The organism is Streptomyces sp. TP-A0356, assembly GCF_001417775.1.
In the GTDB taxonomy this organism is placed as follows: Bacteria; Actinomycetota; Actinomycetes; order Streptomycetales; family Streptomycetaceae; genus Streptomyces.
Genome location: NZ_BBZJ01000058.1, coordinates 1 through 5,624, shown reverse-complemented (window position 1 = coordinate 5,624; position 5,624 = coordinate 1). Strand labels below are relative to the sequence as shown.

Sequence of the window (5,624 nt, the reverse complement as noted above, 5' to 3'; positions counted from 1 at the left end):
TTCGTGTTTCCGGGGCAGGGGGCGCAGTGGGTGGGGATGGCGGTGGAGTTGTTGGAGTCTTCGCCGGTGTTTGCTGCTCGGTTTGCTGAGTGTGGGGTGGCGTTGGAGCCGTTTGTGGAGTGGTCGTTGGTTGATGTGGTGCGGGGTGTGGGGGGTGGTGCGGGGTTGGATCGGGTGGATGTGGTGCAGCCGGTGTTGTGGGCGGTGATGGTGTCGTTGGCGGCGGTGTGGGAGTCGTTCGGGGTGCGTCCTGGGGCGGTGGTGGGTCATTCGCAGGGGGAGATCGCGGCTGCGTGTGTGGCGGGGGCGTTGTCGTTGGAGGATGCGGCGCGGGTGGTGGCGTTGCGGAGTCGGGCGATTGTGGCGTTGGCGGGGCGGGGCGGGATGGTGTCGGTGGGGATGTCGTTGGTTGGGGTGGAGGGGTTGGTTGGTCGTTGGGGTGGTCGTGTGTCGGTGGCGGCGGTGAATGGTCCGTCGTCGGTGGTGGTGTCGGGGGATGCGGATGCGTTGGATGAGTTGGTGGTGGTTGCTGAGGGGTTGGGGGTTCGGGTTCGTCGGGTTGAGGTGGATTATGCGTCGCATTCGGCGCATGTGGAGGCGGTTGAGGCTGAGCTTGGTGAGGTGCTTGGGCCGGTGGTGGCTCGGGTTCCGGTGGTGCCGTTCTGGTCGACGGTGTTGGGGGGGTGGGTTGAGTCGGCGGTGACGGATGGGGGGTATTGGTATCGGAATTTGCGGGAGACGGTGCGGTTGGAGTCGGCGGTTGTTGGTTTGGTGGGGGAGGGGTTTGGTGCGTTTGTTGAGGTGAGTCCGCATCCGGTGTTGACGGTGCCGGTGGCGGAGACGGTGGAGGCTGTGGGTGGGGATGCGGTGGTGGTGGGGACGTTGCGGCGTGGTCAGGGTGGTTTGGGCCGGTTGTATGCGTCGTTGGGTGAGGTGTGGTGTCGTGGGGTGGAGGTGGACTGGTCTGCGGCGTTTGCTGGGCTGTCTTGCCGGCGGGTGGATGTGCCGACGTATGCGTTTCAGCGGCAGCGGTATTGGCTGGAGCCGGTCAGGGCGGTGTCCGGGTCGGTGGATGGGGTGGAGGCGGAGTTCTGGCGGACGGTTGAGGCGGAGGATCTGGAGGGGCTGGCGCGGACGCTGGGTGTGGGGGATCCCTCCGGGCTGGCGGAGGTGGTACCCGCCCTGTCGGCGTGGCATCGGGGTCGTAAGGACCGTTCCACGGTGGATGGTTGGCGTTACCGGATCGTGTGGCGGCCGGTGAGCGCTGCCACGTCCGACACCACTCTTGACGGCACCTGGCTGCTCGTCGCACCCGAAGTGCGCCAGGACGACGACCTCGTCACCGCCACCGCACGTCTGCTCGCCGAAGCGGGCGCCACCGTCGTCCCCTTCACGATGGGTGACACGGATCTCGACCGTGCCGTGGCCGCCGAGCGGCTCACCGACATCGCGGGGCGCGACGACATACCGCCCGTGCGCGCAGTCGTGTCCCTGCTTGCCCTCGACGAAAGGCCCGCGCCCCAACAGGTGGGACCCACCGTCGGGCTCACCACCTCGGTCGCCCTGCTTCAGGGGATGCTCGATGCGGCAATCGACGCCCGCGTGTGGTTCCTGACCAGCGAGGCGGTCACCACGGGCACGGCGCGGGACGACGTTCGCAACCCGCTCCAGGCCGCACTCTGGGGCCTCGGGCGTGTCGTCGCCCTGGAACAGCCCAGGGTGTGGGGCGGTCTCGTCGACCTGCCCGCCGCGCTCGACGGGGACAGCGGCAGGGAACTCCTCGCCACTCTTGCCGCGCGCGGTGACGAGGACCAGATCGCCGTACGGTCCTCCGGGACGTACATCCGTCGCCTGGTCCGGGCCCCGCTGGCGGGGCGGCCCGCCCCGCGTACCTGGAGCACCAGCGGCGCCGCACTGATCACCGGCGGCACCGGCGGTCTCGGCGCCCACGCGGCCCGCCTCCTCGCCTGCAGCGGCGCCGAGCACCTGGTGCTCACCAGCCGGCACGGCCCGGACGCGCCCGGTGCCGCCGAACTGCACGACGAACTGGCCGCGTTGGGCTGCCGCGTGACCATCGCCGCCTGCGACGTGGCCGACCGCGAGGCCCTGGCCCGGCTCGTGCGGCAGGTCGAGGCGGAGGGGCCGGCCGTCCGCTCCGTCGTGCACACCGCGGGCGTCGGCATGCTGGCCCCGCTCGCCGAGACGGACATGGACTTCTTCGCCGAGGGCACGCGGGCCAAGCTCCTCGGAGCCGCGAACCTCGACGCGCTGTTCGACCACGACGGGCTGGACGCCTTCGTGCTGTACTCGTCGGTCGCCGGCACCTGGGGCAGCGGCGACCACGGTGCCTACTCGGCCTCCAACGCCTACGTCGACGCCCTGGCCGAGCACCGGCGCGCCCGCGGGCTCGCCGGCACGTCGATCGCGTGGGGGATCTGGAGCCCCGAGGGCGGCGGCATGGCCGTGAACGTCGTACGGGAGCAGTTGAAGTGGCGCGGCATCCCGTTCATGGACGCGGAACTGGCGGTCACCGGACTCCAGCAGGCGCTCGACCACGACGACACGTTCCTCGCCGTCGCCGACATCGACTGGGAACGGTTCGTCCCGGTCTTCACGGCCGCGCACCCCCGGCCGCTGCTGCACGAGGTGCCGGAGGTCGCGGCGGTGATGAAGGCCGGCGAGGCCGTCACCGACAGCGCCGGCAACCGCTCGGAAACGCTGCGGAGCGAACTGGCCCGCATGCCCGACGCCGAGCGCGACCGCGCCCTGTCCGACCTGGTGCGCACCGAGGTGGCGGGTGTCCTCGGCTATGCGGACGCAGCCGAGATCGCCGTCACCCGCGCGTTCCGCGAGATGGGCTTCGACTCGCTCACCGCGGTCGAGCTCCGCAACCGCCTCAATTCGACCACCGGCCTGGGGCTTCCGGCGACGATCGTGTTCGACCACCCCAACGTTCGCGACCTGGTACGCCACCTGCGGACGCTCCTCGTGGACGAAGAGCCTGCCCCCCAGCTCCTGCCCGCCGTCACCACCCCGGTGACCCTCGCACCCGACGACGACCCGATCGCCATCGTCTCCATGGGCTGCCGCTTCCCCGGTGGGGTGACGTCGCCCGAGGAGTTCTGGCGGTTGATCCAGGACGAGAGCGACGCGATCTCCCTCCTCCCCACCGACCGTGGCTGGGACACGGACGCGCTCTACGACCCCGACCCCGACCATGCCGGCACCACCTACGCCCGCGAAGGCGGATTCCTGGACGGCGCAGCCGAGTTCGACCCCGGCTTCTTCGGGATATCGCCGCGTGAGGCCATCGCGATGGATCCGCAGCAGCGCCTGCTGCTGGAGACGGCCTGGGAGGTCCTCGAACGGGCGGGCATCGCCCCCGACAGCCTCCAGGGCAGCCCCGCCGGCGTCTTCGTCGGTGTCTCCCACCAGGGCTACGGGGCCGGCGTCGAGGCCCCCGAAGGTCTTGAGGGCCACCTGATCACCGGGACGGTCACCAGCATCGCCTCCGGGCGGATCTCGTACACGCTGGGTCTGGAAGGGCCCGCCGTGACCATCGACACGGGCTGCTCATCCGCGCTGGTGGCCATGCACCTCGCCATGCAGGCGCTGCGCACGGGCGAGTGCTCCCTTGCCCTGACCGGCGGCGCCGCCGTCATGGGCGAACCCATCGGACTGGTCGGCTTCAGCAGGCAGCGGGGCCTTGCCCGGGACGGACGGTGCAAGGCCTTCGGCGCCGGTGCCGACGGAATGGGCATGGCCGAGGGCGTCGGCATACTGCTCCTGGAGCGGCTCTCGGACGCGCGCCGCAACGGCCATCAGGTACTCGCCCTCGTTCGCGGCTCCGCCATCAACCAGGACGGCGCCTCCAACGGGCTCACGGCACCCAACGGCCTCTCCCAGCAGCGGGTGATCCGGGCGGCGTTGGCGGATGCGGGTCTGTCGGCGGCGGACGTCGACGTGGTGGAGGCGCACGGTACCGGGACGAAGCTGGGTGACCCGATCGAGGCGCAGGCGTTGCTGGCGACATATGGTCAGGACCGTCCGGTGGACCGGCCGTTGTGGCTGGGGTCGGTGAAGTCCAACATCGGCCACGCGCAGGCCGCTTCGGGTATGGCCGGTGTCATCAAGATGGTGCAGGCCATGGAGCACGGCACCCTGCCCAAGTCCCTGCACGCGGACGAGGCCTCGCCCTTCGTGGACTGGTCGGCCGGCCGTGTCGAGGTCCTGTCCCAGGCGCGCCCCTGGGAGGAGCACGGGCGTCCGCGCCGCGCCGGCATCTCCTCCTTCGGTGTCAGCGGCACGAACGCGCACATCATCCTCGAACAGCCCGAGCCGGACGGCACAGCCGACCGGACGGACGCCGACCGCGAGGGCGCGATCGTCCCCTGGCTGCTCTCGGCCCGCACGGACGCGGCCCTGAAGGCGCAGGCTGAACGACTGGCGTCGTACGTGGAGTCCGAGGCGCCCGACGTCGTGGACGTGGCGCACTCGCTCGCGACCGGCCGCGCCGCCATGGAGGAGCGCGTGGTCGTCGTCGGTGCCGACCACGACGAACTCCTCGCCGCCGTCCGCGCCCTGGCCGCCGGTACAACCGCCCCCGGCCTCGTCCGGGGTGCCACCCAGCGTCTCGGCGACGGCCTCGCCCCGGTGTTCGTGTTTCCGGGGCAGGGGGCGCAGTGGGTGGGGATGGCGGAGGAGTTGCTGGAGTCTTCGCCGGTGTTCGCCGAGCGCTTCGCCCAGTGCGCCGGTGCTCTGGCCCTGTATGTCGACTGGTCGTTGGTTGATGTGGTGCGGGGTGTGGGGGATGGTCCGGGGTTGGATCGGGTGGATGTGGTGCAGCCGGTGTTGTGGGCGGTGATGGTGTCGTTGGCGGCGGTGTGGGAGTCGTTCGGGGTGCGTCCTGGGGCGGTGGTGGGTCATTCGCAGGGGGAGATCGCGGCTGCGTGTGTGGCGGGGGCGTTGTCGTTGGAGGATGCGGCGCGGGTGGTGGCGTTGCGGAGTCGGGCGATTGTGGCGTTGGCGGGGCGGGGCGGGATGGTGTCGGTGGGGATGTCGTTGGTTGGGGTGGAGGGGTTGGTTGGTCGTTGGGGTGGTCGTGTGTCGGTGGCGGCGGTGAATGGTCCGTCGTCGGTGGTGGTGTCGGGGGATGCGGATGCGTTGGATGAGTTGGTGGTGGTTGCTGAGGGGTTGGGGGTTCGGGTTCGTCGGGTTGAGGTGGATTATGCGTCGCATTCGGCGCATGTGGAGGCGGTTGAGGCTGAGCTTGGTGAGGTGCTTGGGCCGGTGGTGGCTCGGGTTCCGGTGGTGCCGTTCTGGTCGACGGTGTTGGGGGGGTGGGTTGAGTCGGCGGTGACGGATGGGGGGTATTGGTATCGGAATTTGCGGGAGACGGTGCGGTTGGAGTCGGCGGTTGTTGGTTTGGTGGGGGAGGGGTTTGGTGCGTTTGTTGAGGTGAGTCCGCATCCGGTGTTGACGGTGCCGGTGGCGGAGACGGTGGAGGCTGTGGGTGGGGATGCGGTGGTGGTGGGGACGTTGCGGCGTGGTCAGGGTGGTCTGGGCCGGTTGTATGCGTCGTTGGGTGAGGTGTGGTGTCGTGGGGTGGAGGTGGACTGGTCTGC

At 70.3% G+C, this 5,624-nt stretch carries 1 protein-coding gene; it reads left to right on the top strand.

Translation table 11 applies throughout. The features are described 5' to 3' along the window. Positions 1–5,624, top strand: a 5,624-nt coding sequence (locus tag ASC56_RS37175; RefSeq protein ID WP_199836176.1) for a type I polyketide synthase, incomplete at both ends; no start/stop codon positions are given.